Source organism: Sphingomonas sp. BL-S-25 (assembly GCF_055521555.1).
Genome location: NZ_CM145486.1, coordinates 2,878,636 through 2,896,011, shown reverse-complemented (window position 1 = coordinate 2,896,011; position 17,376 = coordinate 2,878,636). Strand labels below are relative to the sequence as shown.

General features: G+C 66.2%; 17 protein-coding genes. 11 read left to right on the top strand and 6 right to left on the bottom strand.

What is annotated here, in order from left to right:
• Positions 1–81: 81 nt before the first annotated feature.
• Positions 82–549 carry a MarR family winged helix-turn-helix transcriptional regulator gene (locus tag ACZ1H8_RS13920; protein WP_465177770.1) on the bottom strand — a complete coding sequence of 156 codons (468 nt, stop codon included), beginning with the start codon at positions 547–549 and terminating at the stop codon, positions 82–84.
• A 240-nt stretch (positions 550–789) separates the two neighbouring features.
• Between ACZ1H8_RS13920 and ACZ1H8_RS13915 the strand changes: the two genes are divergently transcribed.
• From ACZ1H8_RS13915 to ACZ1H8_RS13905, 3 genes are read left to right on the top strand one after another with little or no spacing between them, the layout of a single operon-like run.
• Entirely contained in the window at positions 790–1,551 is a 762-nt protein-coding gene (locus ACZ1H8_RS13915) for a hypothetical protein (RefSeq protein ID WP_465177769.1), read from the top strand.
• Between the two features lie 46 nt (positions 1,552–1,597).
• Positions 1,598–2,980 carry an NAD-dependent succinate-semialdehyde dehydrogenase gene (locus ACZ1H8_RS13910; RefSeq protein WP_465177768.1) on the top strand — a complete coding sequence of 461 codons (1,383 nt, stop codon included), beginning with the start codon at positions 1,598–1,600 and terminating at the stop codon, positions 2,978–2,980.
• The gene (locus tag ACZ1H8_RS13905; protein WP_465177767.1) at positions 2,977–4,392 is read left to right on the top strand and encodes a dihydrolipoyl dehydrogenase; all 1,416 of its coding nucleotides are present in this window, start codon (positions 2,977–2,979) and stop codon (positions 4,390–4,392) included. The genes ACZ1H8_RS13910 and ACZ1H8_RS13905 overlap by 4 nt, the downstream gene beginning before the upstream one ends.
• A 7-nt stretch (positions 4,393–4,399) precedes the next feature.
• Here ACZ1H8_RS13905 and ACZ1H8_RS13900 read toward each other — a convergent pair whose 3' ends face one another.
• The gene (locus ACZ1H8_RS13900) at positions 4,400–5,173 is read right to left on the bottom strand and encodes a hypothetical protein (RefSeq protein ID WP_465177766.1); all 774 of its coding nucleotides are present in this window, start codon (positions 5,171–5,173) and stop codon (positions 4,400–4,402) included.
• A 38-nt stretch (positions 5,174–5,211) separates the two neighbouring features.
• Positions 5,212–5,832, bottom strand: coding sequence for a TetR/AcrR family transcriptional regulator (locus ACZ1H8_RS13895; protein WP_465177765.1), 621 nt, complete (start codon positions 5,830–5,832; stop codon positions 5,212–5,214).
• A 60-nt stretch (positions 5,833–5,892) separates the two neighbouring features.
• Here ACZ1H8_RS13895 and ACZ1H8_RS13890 point away from each other — a divergent pair, with 60 nt between their 5' ends.
• Positions 5,893–6,348: a nuclear transport factor 2 family protein gene (locus tag ACZ1H8_RS13890; protein ID WP_465177764.1), complete on the top strand. Its 456-nt coding sequence runs from the start codon at positions 5,893–5,895 to the stop codon at positions 6,346–6,348.
• Positions 6,341–7,186: an NmrA family NAD(P)-binding protein gene (locus ACZ1H8_RS13885; RefSeq protein ID WP_465177762.1), complete on the top strand. Its 846-nt coding sequence runs from the start codon at positions 6,341–6,343 to the stop codon at positions 7,184–7,186. The genes ACZ1H8_RS13890 and ACZ1H8_RS13885 overlap by 8 nt, the downstream gene beginning before the upstream one ends.
• Before the next feature lie 4 nt (positions 7,187–7,190).
• On the opposite strand, the gene ACZ1H8_RS13880 is transcribed toward ACZ1H8_RS13885, so the two are convergent.
• Positions 7,191–7,646: a carboxymuconolactone decarboxylase family protein gene (locus ACZ1H8_RS13880; protein ID WP_465177761.1), complete on the bottom strand. Its 456-nt coding sequence runs from the start codon at positions 7,644–7,646 to the stop codon at positions 7,191–7,193.
• Between the two features lie 211 nt (positions 7,647–7,857).
• Here ACZ1H8_RS13880 and ACZ1H8_RS13875 point away from each other — a divergent pair, with 211 nt between their 5' ends.
• The 6 genes from ACZ1H8_RS13875 (at position 7,858) to ACZ1H8_RS13850 (ending at position 12,568) form a co-directional block, all read left to right on the top strand.
• Positions 7,858–8,352, top strand: a complete 495-nt coding sequence (locus ACZ1H8_RS13875) for a hypothetical protein (protein ID WP_465177760.1) — start codon at positions 7,858–7,860, stop codon at positions 8,350–8,352.
• A 287-nt stretch (positions 8,353–8,639) separates the two neighbouring features.
• The gene (locus ACZ1H8_RS13870) at positions 8,640–9,209 is read left to right on the top strand and encodes a TonB family protein (RefSeq protein ID WP_465177759.1); all 570 of its coding nucleotides are present in this window, start codon (positions 8,640–8,642) and stop codon (positions 9,207–9,209) included.
• 430 nt (positions 9,210–9,639) lie between these two features.
• The gene (gene tnpA, locus ACZ1H8_RS13865; protein WP_465177758.1) at positions 9,640–10,023 is read left to right on the top strand and encodes an IS66-like element accessory protein TnpA; all 384 of its coding nucleotides are present in this window, start codon (positions 9,640–9,642) and stop codon (positions 10,021–10,023) included.
• Positions 10,020–10,367, top strand: a complete 348-nt coding sequence (gene tnpB / locus ACZ1H8_RS13860) for an IS66 family insertion sequence element accessory protein TnpB (protein ID WP_465177757.1) — start codon at positions 10,020–10,022, stop codon at positions 10,365–10,367. The genes tnpA and tnpB overlap by 4 nt, the downstream gene beginning before the upstream one ends.
• A 60-nt stretch (positions 10,368–10,427) precedes the next feature.
• Positions 10,428–11,963: an IS66 family transposase gene (tnpC, locus tag ACZ1H8_RS13855; RefSeq protein ID WP_465177756.1), complete on the top strand. Its 1,536-nt coding sequence runs from the start codon at positions 10,428–10,430 to the stop codon at positions 11,961–11,963.
• Positions 11,960–12,568, top strand: a complete 609-nt coding sequence (locus ACZ1H8_RS13850; RefSeq protein ID WP_465177755.1) for a plasmid pRiA4b ORF-3 family protein — start codon at positions 11,960–11,962, stop codon at positions 12,566–12,568. The genes tnpC and ACZ1H8_RS13850 overlap by 4 nt, the downstream gene beginning before the upstream one ends.
• A 159-nt stretch (positions 12,569–12,727) precedes the next feature.
• On the opposite strand, the gene ACZ1H8_RS13845 is transcribed toward ACZ1H8_RS13850, so the two are convergent.
• Entirely contained in the window at positions 12,728–14,410 is a 1,683-nt protein-coding gene (locus tag ACZ1H8_RS13845) for a response regulator receiver domain (protein WP_465177754.1), read from the bottom strand.
• On the bottom strand, positions 14,410–17,358 hold the full coding sequence (locus tag ACZ1H8_RS13840) for an ATP-binding protein (RefSeq protein ID WP_465177753.1): 2,949 nt from the start codon (positions 17,356–17,358) through the stop codon (positions 14,410–14,412). Before ACZ1H8_RS13840 ends, ACZ1H8_RS13845 begins: the two co-directional genes overlap by 1 nt.
• Positions 17,359–17,376: the final 18 nt, after the last annotated feature.

The window sequence follows — 17,376 nt, the reverse complement described above, 5'->3', positions numbered from 1 at the left end:
GGCCCAGGCGTGAGCATCACCATTGACGCGAGATCAGTCGACGCCAGCGAATCCGCTGCCAAGTTGTCGTCGATACCGCGATCAGCGTCTGGCCTGCGCCTCGGCGAGCAGGCCGACAAGCCCGCTGATCGTTTCGCGCAGCGCGTCGAGCTCGCCCGGATCGTGACCGCGAGACATGGTCGCAGGAACGCTGACCGCGCGGGCGCGCAGGTCGCGGCCGGCCTCGGTCAGCCGGACCTGGACCCGGCGCTCGTCGCTACGGTCGCGCTCGCGGCGGACGAGGCCCAGCGCTTCCATGCGCTTGAGCAGCGGCGTGACCGTGCCGCTGTCGAGATGCAGCCGCCGGCCGAGCGCGCCAACCGACAGGCCGTCGCCTTCCCACAGCACCAGCATCACCAGATATTGCGGATAGGTCAGCCCCAACTCGCCCAGAACCGGTGCGTAGAGGCGATTGATCAGGTTGCTCGCCGCATAGAATTGGAAGCAGAGCTGGCGATCGAGTGCCAGCGGATCGGCCTCGACTGCCGCTTCGGTTGCTGCCGGGCTCATGCCTCTCCACCCGCTTTAGTACCGGCTCGGCGCACCGCACCCGCAGCAAGCCCCGTCCGTTCGACACAATCTCGGGAGAAACATCGCATATCCATGACGATAGCCTGAAATCTCCACAAAGCCACTTGCAATAATATTGTACACAATCGAATTGCCTGCAAGGAACCTTCCGATGGGTTCAGGGCTTTTGATCGGCAGCGGCCTGCGGGTCGTTTGAACCCCTGACAGCAAGGTTGATCGATGCGGCAGCTGGCCGATCAGTTCTGGAACTTTCGCGGCAGCTTCAAGATCGGCGGCATCCTCGATGTCGGCACCCAGATGTCGCTGATCCGGCGCGCCAATGGCCGATATCTGCTGCTCGACAGCTATTCGGTCAGCGACGACGACAAGGCCGGCCTGCTGGCGCTGACCGACAATGGCGCCGCGATCGAGGCGATCATCAACGTCCACCCGTTCCACACGCTCCACTGCCAGGCGGCGCATCGCCTCCTCCCCCACGCGCGCCTGATCGGGACTCAGCGCCACCGCGATCAGGTGCCCGAACTCCCTTGGGAAACCGGCGTGATCGAGGACGCGGCGACCCAGGCCGAGTTCGCCGACGATCTGGCGTTCGCCGTTCCCGACGGGCTCCGGCTCGTTACCGGCGACGACAGCGTCCATGCCGCATCGGTGCTGGTGCGGCACCGCGCCAGCGGGATCGTCCATGTCGATGACACGCTCAACGTCCTGGCCGCGCCGGGGCTGCTGCGAAAGATCCTCCCACAGTCGCGCCTGCGCTTCCACCCGATGCTGGGCAAGGCGCTGGAGCCGCGTGCCGGCGCCGCCGATGCCTTTGCCGGCTGGGCGCGCGACCTTGCCGATCGCTGGTCCGGCACGCCGATCGTCTGCGCCGCCCATTCGGCGGTCCGCCGCCTGCCCGATCAGGGCTGGCGCAGCGAAGTCACAAGGGCGCTGTCCGACGTCGAAAAGACGCTCGCCGCCCATCGTTCGCGGCACGGCTGACCCGCCTGCCGCCCTCCCCCCCACGTCTCGCAAGGATCCCGATTTCATGAGCGATACCCAGTTCCAGACGATCAATCCGCTGACCGAGCAGGTGATCGAGACCTACAGCTACATGTCGGACGACGAAGCCGCCGGCATCGTACAGGCCAGCCATGACGCCTTTCTCGACTGGCGGCTGCGCAGCCTCGAGGATCGCGCCCAGGTCATCGCCGCCATCGGCCAGGGTCTGCGCGACGCGAAGGAGGACTTTGCCCAGTTGATGACGCGCGAAGTCGGCAAGCTGATCGGCGACAGCCGCGACGAGGTCGATCTGGTCGCCGCGATCTGCGACTATACCGCCAAGCACGGCCCCAAGGTCCTGGCCGACGAGACCCGCGAGGGCGGCGGCGCCACCGCCTATGTCACCCATGCCCCGCTCGGCGTGATCTACGGCATCCAGCCCTGGAACTTCCCCGCCTATCAGGCGGTGCGCTATTCGATCGCCAGCCTGATGGCGGGCAATGGCGTGCTGCTGAAACATGCCGAGAATTGCACCGGCAGCGGGCTGTTCCTGCGCGACCTGTTCGAACGCGCCGGCCTGCCCAAGGGCCTGTTCGGCGTGCTGATCATCACCCATGACCAGTCGGACAAGATCGTCGAGAACGACCTGGTGCGCGGCATCACCCTGACCGGCAGCGACCGCGCCGGCCGCGCCGTCGCGGTCAAGGCGGCCGAGGTGGTGAAGAAGACCGTGCTCGAGCTGGGCTCGAACGATGCCTATCTGGTGCTCGACGATGCCGATCTCGACCTGGCGGTGAAGACCTGCGTCGCCGGTCGCCTCTACAATAACGGCCAGACCTGCGTGAACGCCAAGCGCTTCATCGTCACCGACAGCAACTACGATGCCTTCGTGAAGGCCTATGCCGACAGCTTCGCGGCGATCCGCATCGGCGACCCGACCGACAGCGCGACCCAGCTCGGCCCGCTCGTCAGCCGCCGCCAGCGCGACCAGCTCCACAAACAGGTCGAGGAAAGCGTCGCCAAGGGCGCGCGCGTCCTCGTCGGCGGCGAGATCCCCGACCGCACCGGCTGGTTCTACCCCGCAACCGTCCTCGTCGATGTCGCCCCGGGCCAGCCCGCCCATGACGACGAGCTGTTCGGCCCGGCCGCCGCGATCATCCGCGCGAAGGATGACGAGGACGCGATGCGCATCGCCAATGGCAGCCGCTACGGCCTGGGCGGCGGTATCTTCAGCCGCGACGTCGACAAGGCGCGCGAGCTGGCCGCGAAGCATTTCGACACCGGCATGGTGTTCATCAACAGCTTCGACGTCGCCTCGCCCGACCTGCCCTTCGGCGGGGTCAAGAATTCGGGCTATGGCCGCGAGCACGGTCCGGAGGGGCTGAAGGAGTTCGTCAACGTCAAGTCGATCAAGATCGGCGGCGCATGATGGCAAAGGCGATGCAGTGCGACGTCGCGGTGATCGGGGCCGGCACCGCCGGCCTCGCTGCCGAGCGGGCGGCGCGGAAGAACGGGGCCTCGACGCTGCTCATCGACCCCGATTTCACCGGCACCACCTGCGCGACCGTCGGCTGCATGCCGTCCAAATTGCTGATCGCCGCGGCGAAGGAAGCGCATGCGATCGGCCGCGCCGACCTGTTCGGGATCGAGGTCCAGGGCGTGCGGATCGACGGGCCCGCCGTGCTCCGCCGCGTCCGCAGCGAGCGCGACCGCTTCGCCGCATTCACCCGCAAGTCGATCGAGCGCCTGCCCGATGGCGTCGCCATCCGCGCCCGCGCCGCGTTCGACGGCCCCAACCGGCTGGTGCTGGACGACGGCCGCACGATCGAGGCGCGAGCGATCGTCATCGCCACCGGTTCCGCCCCGGTCCTGCCCGATCCGTTCAAGGCGCTGGGCGATGCCGCGCTTACCAGCGACACCGTGTTCGAGCTTCCCGACCTGCCCAAGCGGCTGGCGGTGGTCGGCTCGGGCGCGATCGGGCTGGAGCTGGCCCAGGCCTTCGCCCATCTCGGCGTCGAGGTCGCGCTGTTCGACAAGGGCCGCCATCTCGCCAAGCTGCGCTGCCCCAGGGTCCACGCCACCTTGCGCGAGGTGCTGGAACGCGACCTCGCGCTGCACCTCGGCGTCCAGGTCACGCCCGAACCCGCCGAGCAGGGCGCCCGCCTCCACTGGACCGGCGACGACACCGGCGAGGCGGTCTTCGACAAGATCCTCGTCGCGGTCGGCCGCAAGCCGCAGCTCGGCGGCCTCGCGCTCGACAAGACCGGGCTCGAGCTCGACGACGACGGCGTGCCCCTGCACGACCGCGCGACGATGCGCTGCGGTGACAGCGCGATCTTCCTCGCAGGAGACGTCGCCGCCGACCTGCCGCTGCTGCACGAGGCCTCGCACGACGGCGCCATCGCCGGGCGCAACGCCGCCGCCTGGCCCGCGCCGATCAAGACGGATCGCAACACCGCCTTCAGCATCACCTTCACCGAACCCGCGCTCGCCACCATCGGCCAGGCCGAGGCCGATAGCGCGGTCACCGGCACCGCCGATTTCGGCGACCAGGGCCGCGCCCGGGTCGAGGGCCGCAACGAAGGCGTCCTCACCCTCTACGCCGCCGCCCCCCATGGCCGCCTGATCGGCGCCGACCTGATCGCGCCCGGCGGCGAGCATCTCGCGCACATGCTCGCCTGGGCGATCCAGCGCGGCCTCACCGCGACCGAGCTGCTCGAACTGCCCTTCTATCACCCGACGATCGAGGAGGGGCTGAAACAGGCGCTGCGCACCATCTGCCGCTCGACGCCGATCCCGCTGCCCCAGGACCAGGACAGCGGCACCCCGTCCGGCGCCTGACGCCGCTTCAGTCGTCGCTGCGCCGCTTGCAGACGTCAGGCTGCGGCGCCCCTCGCGGCGGACAGAAGCTGAACCCCGGCACCGCCGCGTCCACGTCCAGCTCGGGGCTGACCGTCAACCTGGCCACGTCCGCCGTCCTGCCCCCGCCAAAGCGCACGCCGCCATAATGGAGCACCGGCGCACCCGTCAGGTCGTTCAGGAACGGGAACGCCGCGCGAATGTCCGCCCGGTCGACCCATGCCGGCCGGTCGCCGATCGTGTAGTTGAACCGCATCACCGGCAACGGGTTCACGCTGCCATCGGTCTCCAGATAGACCCAGCCCAGCTTCGGCCGGCCATAGCAAAGCTCGACGACGCGCCGCTCCCCGAGCGTGCGAACCGACAGATAGGGTGCGGCGGCCCGCGTCGTGCGGAACACCGGATTGCGTACGCCCTCGGGCTGTTCGCCCGCGGGCACCCGCTCGATCAGCCCCGCCGCCAGCAGCGCCTGGACGCTCGGCAGCGTCGCCGGATCGCGATAGCTCTCGAACGGCTCGATCCCGCCCAACAGCGGCGCGCACGCCCGCTGCTTCGCCAGCTGCGCCGACACCGCCTTCGCCGCCGACCCGTCGTCCACCGCCCCCTGCGCCAGCCGGACCGGATCGGAATACCATTGCTTGATCGACCAGGCCCCGACCAGCGCCAGCGCCACCAGCACGGCCAACCCGACCCGCCGGGCAATGCCCCACGTCACCGTCCGCCAGCCCCGCCCGGCCACCACCTGATCACGCGCCTCGTCCATCGCCCCAGCCTACAGCGCGAACCCCGCCAGGCAAGCACTCACCCGCCCACCCGAAGCGCGGCGGCGATCATCCGCGCCAGCCGCTCGACATGCGCCCGGTCCGATCGCCCGCCCAGCACCGCCAGCCGCCAGTAGAGCGGCGCCCCGACCAGGTCCGCCGCGGTCTCGCGGTCCAGCGCCGCCGACACCTCGCTGCGCGCGATCGCCCGGTCGATCAGCGCATCCATCCGCTCGCGCCGCGCCCGCTGGAACGGCCGGATCGCCCGCTCCAGCGCCGGCGTCCGCCCGATCTCGGCATGAAGGTCGACCAAGATCCGCCGCACCATCGCATGGCGCAGCACCCGGCGGATCGCGAACAGCATCGCCGCCAGGTCCGCCTCCAGCGATCCCTGCTCACCCACATCGGTGATCGTCAGCCCGACCTGCGACAACAGGTCGCTCGCCATCGCGGCCTTGTCGGGCCAGCGCCGGTACAGCGCCGCCTTGCCCACCCCCGCACGCCGCGCCACCCGCTCCAGGCTCAGCCCGGCATAGCCCGTGCGCGCCCATTCCTCGAAGAAGGTCCGCGTCAGCCTGTCGGTCACGTCGCTGCGCATGACCGCCGCGCCGCTGGGAACGCGGGACCCGCTTCCGCGTTCGTCGGAACGGTTGCGTTCCATCGATGCGCTCCTATATCTCGGATGGAACGCGATCGTTCCGTCGAACCTTGGAGATAGGGAATGACAGACGAGATTGAAAGCTTTTCGGCGCTCCTGCGCCTGGCGCTGGGCGACCGCATCGCCGCGGACGCGACCAGCTTCCTCGACATGCTGGCCGACGACGCAGTGATGGACTTCCCCTATGCGCCCCCCGGCATGACCACCCGCCTCGACGGCAAGGCGGCGATCGCCCGCCATCTTCAGGATCTGGGCGGCCGGATCGCCTTCGACCGCATGGGCCGGCCCACCGTGTTCGCCACCACCGACCCCGATGTCACCCTGGTCGAGTTCGACGGCTTCGGCCGCGGCCTCTCGACCGACGAGCCCTATGACCAGCGCTATATCTCGATCATCCGCACCCGGGACGGACGCATCGTCCACTATCGCGACTACTGGAACCCGCTGGTCCTGCTGCGCGCGCTTCGCGGCGGCGCGGTCGTCGATGCGCTTGCCGGCGAGGGCGCCGATCATGGCTGATCGCATCCTGGTCACCGGCGGCACCGGCACCACCGGTTCGATCGTCGCCCGGCTGCTCGCCGATCGCGGCATCGACACGCGTATCGCCACCCGCAGCCCGAGCGCGCCCGACCAGATCCGCTTCGACTGGAGCGACACCGCGACCCACGCCGCCGCGCTCGACGGCGTCGACGCGCTCTACCTCGTCGCCCCCACCGACCGCAGCGACCATCTCCCCGTCATGCGCCCGCTGCTGGAACGGGCGCTCGATCGCGGCGTCGCCCGCTTCGTGCTGCTCAGCGCCTCGTCCCTCCCCATGGGCGGCCCGATGATGGGCCAGGTCCACGCATGGCTCCACGCCAACGCGCCCCGCTGGACCGCGCTGCGCCCGACCTGGTTCATGCAGAATTTCGTCACCCAGCATCTCCCCGCGATCCGCGACGAGGCCGCCATCTACTCCGCGACGCAGGACGGCCGCATCCCCTTCATCGACGCCGCAGACATCGCCGCGGTCGCGGTTCAGGCGCTGACCGACCCGGCGCTGGTGCCCGGCGATCGCCTGCTGACCGGCCCCGAGGCGCTGTCCTATGACGATGTGGCGCGGCACCTCTCCGCCGTCGCCCCGCACCCGGTCCGCCACATCCACCTGTCGGTCGACGATCTCGCCCGCCGCCACATGGCCCACGGCCTCCCCGCTCCCTATGCCGAGACGCTCGCCCGCATGGACGAAGCGATCGCGCAAGGATCGGAGGACCGCGTCTCCGCCCAGGTCGAACAGGTCACCGGCCGCCCGCCGACCCGCCTCGCCGACTTCCTCGCCGCCCACCGCGCTGCCTTCCACCAGCCCGCCGCCGCCTGAGCGCTTACGGTTTCGCCCGCACCGGCAGCCGGAACGGCGCGCCCAGCCGGTTGAACGCGTTCATCGCCGCGATCGCCAGCGTCAGGTCGACCAGATCCTTCGGCGCGAACGCCGCCGCCGCGGCGGAATAGGCCGCGTCCGACGCATGCGTTTCGGGCAGCAACGTGACCTCCTCCGCCCATGCCAGCGCCGCGCGATAGGGCTCGGGAAACAGATGCGGCACCTCCGCCCAGACGGGCACCAGCGCCACCTTCTCCGCCGCCATCGTCTTCATCAGGTCGCGCGTGTGCAGGTCGATGCAATGCGCGCACCCGTTGATCTGCGATACGCGCAGAAAGACCAGGTGAATCATCTCCTCGGGCAACCCGGTCTCGTGCATCAGATACTGGTGAATGCCGAACAACGCCTTGGCCCCCGCGGGCGCCACCTCATGCCAGGTCAGTCGAGCCGTCGAACCCATGATCTGCTCCTCGTCGCGCGCCGACCATCGGCGCCTCCAGGATCATGACGAGACAGCCCCCGCCGCTGTGACATGGCCCGCGGAAATTTTCCCGCCGATCCGCGTTCACGCCTCCAGCCCGCCCCGGGCACAGGCGGATCCTTGCGCACCCCCCGCGCAGGGTCCACAGCCTGGTCATCCACCCCGGCCCCGGCCGCCAAAGGAGCCCCCGATGCGTCCCCTGCTGAAGCCCCTTCTCCTGATCGCAACCGCACCGTCGCTCCTGCTCCCTGCCGCTACCCTCGCCGCGCCCGCCGCCGCACCCGCCCGCGTCGCCCCGGCGCCAGCCGCCCCAACCCTCGCGGACGCCCGCTTCGACCGTTTCTTCGACGCCTTCCGCCAGGCTGTCCTCGCGAACGACCGGCAAAAGGTCGCCGACATGGTCGCCCTCCCGTTCAAGGATTTCAGCGGCACCGAACCCGCCCGCTCCGCCACCACCCGCGCCGGGTTCCTCGCCCACTATGACGCGATCTTCACCCCGGACGTGATCGCCGCCATCCGCGACCGAAAGCTGCGCGCGTTCCAGCCTGGCGCCGACGACGGCGAAGCCCCCGGCCCGATCCGCAAGGGCGAAGTCCTGCTGGTGGTCGAGGACCTGACCCACCAGCTCATCTTCGCCCCCCGCGGCAACGGCTACGCGCTCAACCGCATCCCCTTCTACTCCTGACGCCGCGGCAGGGCGGCGACACGCCAGCCGCCCCCTGAGGTCAGGGCGGTTACCCCTCGCCCAATCCACCCCGTGCTCCGGCGAAGGCCGGAGCCCAGCCAGCTGAGCCCGCGCTAGTCGCGAAAGGCGAACGGCGCCCGGCCACCGCCCCGGCCTCGAAGACTGGTTCCATTCGGACCAGTCATCCGGATGGCGATTGCGCCCCGGCAAAAAGCTGCGCAACGATCGCGGAGAAGCAACGGTCGGGCCACCCGAACGCCGTTCGCGCCGAAGGGGGACCAGAACCGATGCACGCACTGCTGATTGCCTTGATCCTCGGCCAGGAAGCCCCCGCACCCTTCGCGCCGCCCTCGCCGACCAACGCGAAGGAATGGCTGGTCCCCGGCGACTATCCGCTTCGGCCCGCCATCCTGGACAAAACCGGCTTTACCGAGGCCGACATCTTCATCGGTGCCAATGGCAAGCCCCAGGCCTGCTACATCGCCTTCTCCAGCGGCTGGGAGGATTTCGACGGACAGGCCTGCGCCGCGGCGATGAAGCGCGGCAAGTTCAAACCGGCGACGGACGAAGCTGGCAAGCCGATGAACGGCATCTACCGCTTCACGGTCAGCTGGATCCTCGAAAAGAGCGACAGCAAACGGAAGTTTCCCGCGGACGTGTCCCTGACCGTATCGAAACTGCCGGGCGACCCCGACGCCCGCGTCACCCTCGACTATCTGGTCGACGAAACCGGCCGCATCACCCGATGCGCAGTCGCCAAGAGCAGCGGCTCACCCAAATTCGACGCCCTCGCCTGCCGCGCCATGCCCACCCGCTACACCTTCGCCCCGGCCCGCGACGCCGCAGGCAAGGCCTAGCCGGTGGCGCGGTCGCAGACGGTAGCGTTTGAGTTGGGGAAGTGAGGGGACGTCGGGCCGATTGCCCACTCAGTCTCGCAAAGCGGGGAACTAGCTTGCAAGATCGGCTCCCGCGTTGTCGTCAATCGACTGACAGGGATTGGGCCGGTTACGGACTGGCGGGTTTCGGGCGACGAAAGTGACATAGCTGCCGTTCCAGTCCGACAGCAGCTTTCGACCAGAATGCGACGTTCGTAGGCTGCGGCTCTAACGGCAGCTTTACCGCTTTACCCGACAGTTGACGTCCAGCACTTCCCAGCCAATGAATGGCGTCTGCCCTAAAGTGGGTCGGATTGCCGACCACCTGCTTCGAGGCAACTTAGGCCGGGAAGCGTAACCGTGGCGTGAAGGCCGCCTTGCGGTGGTAGCGAGCAGTCATACGAGTGCTCGTATGAGTGGTCAGATTGAGATTGTGGGGCGCGTTTCAGGCCGGCGGCGCTGGACGGTGGAGCAGAAGCTGCTGATCCTGGGCGATGCCTTTGGTCCTGGCGGTTCGGTGCGCGGGGCGATTGAGCGCCATGAGGTCAGCAGCGGATTGCTCTACACGTGGCGACGCCAGGCGATGTCTGGGGCGTTGGCGAGCCCGACCCGGCAACCGCAGCAGGTCAGTCTCGCCGAGGTCGAGGTCACCGAACCCGTGATACTGCCGCCGCCCTCGCGTGCATCGGGCGTGGGGCAGATCGCGATCGAGCTGCGGTCGGGCATCCGCATCACCGTCGATAGCGCGGTCGATGCGGAAGCGCTGTCGCGGGTGATCGCCGTGCTCGGGCGATGATCCCGCTTCCTGCGTCGGCCCGGGTGTACCTGGCGTGCGGCGCGACCGATATGCGGAAGGGGTTCGATGGCCTGGCGGTGCTGGTGCAGCAGGTGCTGGAGGCGAGCCCGCATTCAGGCGCGCTGTTCGCGTTCCGGGGCAAGCGCGGCGATCTGGTCAAGCTCTTGTGGTACGATGGCCAGGGGCTGTGCCTGTTCTCGAAGCGGATGGACCGGGGCCGGTTCGTGTGGCCGATGACGAAGACGGGCAAGGTGAGCCTCACGCCTGCGCAGCTGTCGATGCTGCTGGAGGGTATCGACTGGCGTCGGCCGGAACGCGCGGCAGCGCCGCTGCTGGCGGGATAAAAGCCTCGGATTCCCGTGGTTTTTGTGGCGTTGGACTGGCGCATCCGGTAAGGATTCATCGTGTCGGATCGAGCCTATTCTCCCATCGACAAGGATGCCCGGATCGCCGAGCTCGAAGCCGCTTTGGCCGCGCGTGACACGCTGATCGAGACGCTGCGGTTCCAGCTCGCCCAACTCAAGCGGATGGCATTCGGCCAGTCTTCGGAGAAGCTCGCGCTCCAGATCGAGCAGCTCGAGCTGGCACTCGAAGAGCTGGAAGGCGAGGCCGAGGCCGTTGCTGCCGGCAAGCCGGCGACGGCAACCCGCGGCGAACGTCCCGCGCCGATCCGCCGGCTTCCCGATCACCTTCCCCGCGTCGAACGCCGGATCGAGCCCGAAGCGGGAAGCTGCACCTGCCCCGATTGCGGCGGTACGCTGCGCCCGCTTGGGGAAGACAGCGACGAGATGCTCGACGTGGTGCCGGTACAGTGGCACGTGATCCGCACGCTGCGGCCCAAGTACAGCTGCCGGTCGTGCGAGCGGATCGTCCAGGCGCCGGCTCCGGCCAAGGCGGCCGCGCGCGGCAAGGCCAGCTTCGCCACGCTCGCCCATGTGGTGGTGAACAAGTTCGACCATCACCTGCCGCTCTACCGCCAGGCCGAGATGATGGCGGCGCAAGGGATCGAGATCGATCGCTCGACGCTGGCCGGATGGGCGGGCCAGGCCGCCCAGCTGCTCGATCCCATCGTCGCGCGCATCCGCGACGAAGGTCTCAAGGCCGGCAAGCTCCACGCCGACGACACGCCCGTGCCGATGCTGGTGCCCGGCAAGGGCAAGACCGCGCAGGCGCGGCTGTGGACCTATGTCGTCGACGACCGCGCATCGGGCGGCGTCGGGCCGGCGCTGGTCTGGTACCGGTTCACGCCCGACCGCAGCGGCATCCATCCGCAGACCGAGCTCAAGCGCTTTGCCGGTCTGCTCCAGGCCGATGGCTATGCCGGTTATGACCGGCTCTACGCGAACGGCCGGGTACGCGAGGTCGCCTGCTGGGCGCACTTCCGGCGCAAGATCTTCGAGTGCCACCAGACCAGCCCGACGCCGCTCACCGCGGACCTGCTCGAACGGATCGCCGGGCTCTACCGGGTCGAGGAGGCGATCCGGGGAAGCCCGCCCGATGTCCGCCGGCGGCACCGGCAGGAACGAAGCCGGCCGCAGATCGAGCAGCTGCGCGCCGCCATCGACGATGCGCTGTGCCGCCTGTCGCCCAGATCGGCAATGGCTAAGGCGCTCGCCTATGGCCGCAGACGCTGGGATGCGCTCACTCGCTTCCTCGACGAGGGCGCGGCGGAGATCGACAACAACATCGCCGAGCGCGCGATGCGCGCCGTCGCCATCGGACGCAAGAACTGGCTGTTCGCCGGCTCCAAGGCGGGCGGCGAGCGTGCCGCCGCGCTCTACTCGGTCATCGAGACGGCGAAGCTCAACGGCCTCGAGCCGCAGGCCTATATTGCCGACGTCATCGAGAAGATCGCCTCAGGCTGGCCGGCCTCGCGCTGGGACGAACTCATGCCCTGGAACTGGACAGCCGGCGGCACCCCAGTCAGCATGGCGGCATGACCGAGACCATCGCGCGCCTGCACGTCGCGCTCGCCGATACCAACCCGCTCATCTGGCGCCGCGTCGAGGTGCCCGTCGACGCCAACCTCAAGATGCTCCACGACGTCGTCCAGGGCGCGATGGGCTGGCTCGACTATCATCTCTGGGAGTTCGAGGCCGACGACAGGCGTTACGGGGTGCCCGACCCCGAGTGGAAGGACGACAGCCTGTTCGCGGCGAAGAACACCAAGCTCAAGACCCTGCTCGACCGCGGAGTCCGCCGCTTCCTCTACACCTACGACATGGGTGACAGCTGGGAGCACATCGTCACCGTCGAAGCGATAGAAGACGGGCAGCCCGCAACCAAATATCCCCGATATGTCGACGGCGAGCGCCGCGCTCCGCCTGAGGACTGCGGCGGTACGCCCGGGTTCGAGGCGTTCCTCGATGCCATCGCCAATCCCAAACACCCCGAGCACAAGGACGCCACCGAGTGGCACCGTGGCTGCTATGGCCACGCCTTCGATCCCGATACGATCGACGAACTCGACGCAAAGCTCGCTATCGGCGCCATCGCCAAACGACGCGCCGCCGGAAAAGCCTCACAGGCCAAGAAATCCGCCTGACAAGGCGGCCTTCAGGCCACGCTTACGGGAAGCGGACATTCGTTCAGGAGGACCGAGGAACCGCTAAGAACCGGTTTCGGGAGTTCAGGGCATCTACGAGCACTCCCGAATCAGGCGTAGGTTCAGCTACCGAGTTGCACTGGACGAGCCGGTGAGCTCTTACCCCTTCAGGTTTCCGCCCCGTCTAAGCCATTCATATTCATCAAGACCAACCCGCCCAAGAGCGCTGGCCATCTCACCTGCCGCTCGTTGCGCCTTGAGCTGATCTAGGTCTGCAATCCAAGTGTATTTCATTCCGCTAAGGTCCTCAAAGACGAACTTGCCAGTCTCCGGCTCGAACCCCGCAGTGATCTTTTGAGATTCGCCGTTCGGTTTGAAGCCGGCAAAATGTCGTGTGGAGGCTGCAGTCAGAAGGTTCATTCTCAGTTTTACGTGCTGCTTATTGTCCCGGACCACCAGCCAGAAGTCCTCACCCTGACCCGACGGTGTCAGCGTCGTGAAAGAGAAGAACGTATTCTTCTCAAGGCGAACGGTATCGCAGATGGGCTGAGTGCAAAGCATGTATGTGCCAAGCTCCGCGTTGTCAGGTCTCATCCACACGATCGAACCAATAGTGAGGTGAGGAGCCCACCCGGCAGGAGACGGGGTAAATCCCTCGGCCTCTCGCGCGTGCGAACTGAGACGAGCCAACTCGGAAGCCCTTTCCTGCTCGATGCCATCAGAGGGACCTTCAGTAAGGTACAGACCGCGGTGCAAGAGCTTGACCTTTTCATTCCCCTGAACCTTGGTCTTTGCGTCACCGTCAGTAAGGCTCGCTCTTGCGTCGTTGGCAGGGATGTGATGCTCGCCGAGGAAGGTCCCCAACGCACCCTTCTCATAGTGATCGAACCAGGCTGAAATTGTGCCGGGGCTGAGCACCTTATCCAGCTCGGGGTTTCGCGTGAGAAAACCCTTCATCTGGAGCAGTAGGACACTAAGCAGGAATTCGCCCGTGTCTGATGGTTCACGGAGAACCATGCGATGCCCTAGCAGAGCGGGATCGAGATTTTTCCGAAACAACGATAGAATATGATGCGTGCCATCACGAAGCGCTGCCACGGCCGACACTGCGAAAGCGGGCATCAATCCTTGCGTTTCTTTTGCGAACTCGGTGATCGCCAGCATTGGAAGATCAGCAACCTTGGTGCCCTCCTTTCCCCAACTCTTCTCCGCGAATACGATACGAGTCGAGCCGACCTTCAGGGTGGGCTGGGAGCCATCTAGTCGTTCGAACGCAAATTCTTCTGCCTGCAGGCGGCTCTCTAGGTCGCTCCGACGATCTATTAGGGGGATGGCACTGGTGTAGACGATCACGAGACGCATGCGACCATTCTGCTCGCGGTCCTGCCGGAGCAGATCGATGAGAGCGCGCTGAGACAGGTCAGCGTTGCCTTTACGAAGGAACCAGTCAAGAATGACGATGTCAGCGTTCGTGCAGGCCGTCGTCGCCCGCTGGACGATCGCGTCATCCTCATCCTTTTGCGCAGGCTTCAGGACGGCACAGATGATGCGATGATCGAGGAAAGCGTCGGCCAGCGGCTTCAGATCGACGTCGGACGATCGCTCCCCTTCGCCCGCGTTCGCGGACCGCACACCACCGGCTACCAGTTCAGCACTGGTATCCTGTTCACTCCGCCTGGGCTCGGCTGCCCCCGCCCCTAAAAAAACCGGCTCGCTTAACGGCTCATGTAGTGGCGGAATCTCACGATCGACGAAGGCTTCGTCGTCGATAAGGATTGCGGTGCGTAAGAAGTCCTTCGTCACTCCGAGGCAGATTGAAGGAAAGTCCAGAACCTCAGTCATCACCCCTCCGACGCTTCAATGGCCGGTGGCGTGATGAGGAACAGCGGGTGCTGTCCGGCTCCTACACGCGACAGGCGGATGTCCATCCCCTCTCTCTTGAGGGCCTCACGTGAGAGGTATAGCCCCATGCCACGCCCTCCCGGCTTGGTGGTTTCACCGAACTGAAAAATCCGTTCGGCATCGCGCTCATCGATGCCAGGACCTGTGTTGCCGATGAGAAAGCCTTCAGGCCCCGCATCCAAGGTGATCACCCGGTTTCCATCGCGAAGCGTGCCAAGCCAGTGGACGGCATTGTCCACCACGTTCACGAACACCGGCATCAGCGTGGAGGGATACGCCACCATGGTATGGGTCCGGAATTCGGAGGTGGCTAGCAATGTGACGGCATGCCGTTCCAGGCGGGGCTCAAAGATCGTTCTGACAAACTCCTCGATCTCGGACCCACTGACCTCAACACGGCTGCGACTTAGGCGCCGATTGAGCGGCACAAATAGCTGCAAATAGGACTCCAAGTGCTCAAAGCTAATCCGCAGGCGTGAGTACAAACCCTCGAGCGACTTGTTACGGTCGGCCCAAGGACGCAATGCATCCAACCCGCGGTTAATGTTCCGGACCTGTCCTGTAAACTCGTGCTGTACCAGTCCGAGTGCCATGCCAACCTGCGCGAGATCGGCATATTGATCGACTTGTGCCTTCAAGTCATCGTTTTCACTTTCCAGCGCGGCAGTAACGTCCACCGTAAGCATGTCATCGCCCAAAGCAGTGAGTATCGAGCTCAGCTGTACATCCAGACCCTGCATCAGGCGGAGCGAGCGTTCGCTGGTTTCCCTGATGTCCGAGATTAAGCGGTCCCTGCGCCGCTCGAGCTCCGCCGCATCGAGCTCCGCGACGTTGGTACGGGCCAGATCCGCCTTCACGGTTTCCACCCGACGACCGAGGCTCGTCCAGCTTGAATTTATCGTAGCCCTGATCTGCTTCTCGAATTCGATGAGCGCAGTCGACGTTGAGCGGCGAGCGCTGCCCACGGCTGAAAGCGCGGTCTCGCTCTCCTCCTCGACGGGCTGATCGAGACGAAGGCGGAGCTCAAACCGGACCTCTCCTGCTTCCGCCATCTCCCGCACCACCTCAGCAATGTGCTCACGAAGGGGCTCGACGTTATCGACCAGCTGACGCCTTCTCTCAGCGCCGTACGCTTCCCAGTCCTGCTTCTGGCGCTTGTTCAGCCCGAACGCCCTAGGTCGGGTAACCCCCATCGCCCCCTCGACGCCTGCGAGAGCGCTTCGTATCTCACTCTCGAGCCTTAGAAGTTGGTCGCCGGCTTCGACGGGATCGGGGTTGTTCTTGATAGCCGACACCCTGCGATTGAACTCCTCGCGGATGTCTTCGCAACGGTTTGAAAAGACACCGGCCCTCGCCTGTTCGAAGAACCTCTCCAGCGAGCGGTCGAATGTCCGGCGCAGGCCAGCCACCTGCTTTGCCCGCTTTTGAAGCAGTTCGTACTCGCGCTGCTTGATGGCGCGGATCTGGTTGAAATCCGTGGTGAGCCGCGCGTTTTCACGGAAGAAATCGGTCGCTAGCCGCTTGAAGAGTTCCTCAATTAGTGTCGCGAACTGCCGGTACGCGCGGTTCTGGCGGAAGCCCTCACGCCCCGCCTTCTCGACGAGGCTCCCGTTGTCGCGGTGGGTTATTTCCACCGCCCCGAACAGCCGTCGGTAGGAGAAGAACCAGTCCTTGGCGGCTAAGGTCCGCCGCCGTTCGATGTTGAGCCAGTCGTTATCGGAGTTGCCGTAGGGGAGGACACGGATGCCGTCGCGGTAGATGTAAAGACCACCAATACGATCGCATTTGTCAGTCAGTCTCTTCCACTCGTCCAAGGGCATGCGGGTGTCGCGGGCGGCGCCCTGGACGTAGGCAAAGTTGATCGCAAAGGGCCCGCACGCGGTGCCTCCCCGTAGGTCGGAGGGAGGTGCGACCACGAACTCGTGATCGACGGTGCCGTAGATCCGCACGGTACCTCGGAAGGTGCCAAACTCGTCGAAGGTACCCTCAACATGGTGATCTGCGGATCCGAACTCATCCGGTGTGAAGAAGCTGCGGGGTCCAATCAGGTCCTCACTTGAGCCATCTGCGCGGTGCTCCCAGAACTCGGCTGTGATCGGCGGAGCGGCCGCCTCACCCCGCATGGTGTTGCCAAATCCCAGAAGATAGCGTTCGAGCGAAGTCACCCCGTCCGCGCCGGTAATCGTTTGGTTGACGATGAGGTCCATGACCAGCTCGGGACTGGTTGGCTTCACAATGAAGTGGGTGCCGTAGGATCTTTCATCCAGCGCAGAAGGCCCCAACGCTGCGTAGATGGTGCCAGGATCGAAGGCGAAGGCATCAAGTTCGCGGCGGATGAAGCCTCTCGTCTCTCCGCCGATAACGTCATCGAGTTCATCCAGGTTGCGTGCTGCGGCGGCGATCAGACCAGCGATGTCCTCTTCGGTTGGTCTCCGACCGCCGGACAGAGTGAGCATCGGAATCTCAATACGATCCAGGTCTAACCCTGGCTGCTCGAACAACGACCAGTTTACGAACCCGAGAACGGGGTCGGGGTTCGCGTCCTTCCGGACGGCTCGACTGTAGACGAGCACCTGTGGCCCAATGGCAGCGATTGCGAGGCGCCCGATCCCCTTCTCACCGAGACTGGTCCGACGGGGAAGACCCTCGGGGCCGGTCCAAACCGCACGATTGGGATCGTTCTCAAAAACCTTGCTCTCGGTACCGAGCGTCAGCCACTTCGTCTCGAAGTCTTCGGCACTCATACCGAGCCCGTCGTCGCGCAGGAGCAGCAAATCCAACGAATGGATGTAGTCTACGCGGACGAGGTGCGCATAGGCGTCGTGAGCGTTTTTAAAGAGTTCGTGGATGGCAGTCGGTATGCCGGCGATCTGCTGGCGCCCCAGCATATCGACGGCGCGAGCCCT